At 77.8% G+C, this 324-nt stretch carries 1 protein-coding gene; it reads right to left on the reverse strand.

Features of this window, described 5'->3' with window-relative positions; genetic code table 11:
* Positions 1-324: DUF3348 family protein (locus A7A76_RS20075; RefSeq protein WP_206412967.1), on the reverse strand; the 324-nt coding region annotated here is incomplete at both ends.

The following is a 324-nucleotide window of genomic DNA, read 5'->3' on the forward strand; positions in this document are numbered from 1 at the left end:
GGCGCAGGCGCTCGAAGCGCCGGCCCAGCAGCGCCGGCGCGGCCGCCAGCAGGCTGCGTTCGCGCCGCGCCAGCGCGCGTTCCATCACCGCGTCGATCGCGGCGAGCTTGGACAGTTCGGGCGAGGCCGAGGTCAGCCGGTCGCGCAGGCGTTCGCGCAGGCGCGCGGCGCCGGCTTCCAGGGTCTGCTGCAGGGCCAGGTAGCGTTGGCGGAAGAACGGGAAATCGCTGGCGTCCTCGCTCGCGGCGGCCGAGCGCGTGGGCGCGCGCGACGGTGCGGCGACGGCGAAGGCGCGGTCGCCGGCGATGGCCGCGGCCAGCGCCT

It is taken from the genome of Lysobacter enzymogenes, assembly GCF_017168095.1.
Taxonomy (GTDB): Bacteria; Pseudomonadota; Gammaproteobacteria; order Xanthomonadales; family Xanthomonadaceae; genus Lysobacter; species Lysobacter enzymogenes_D.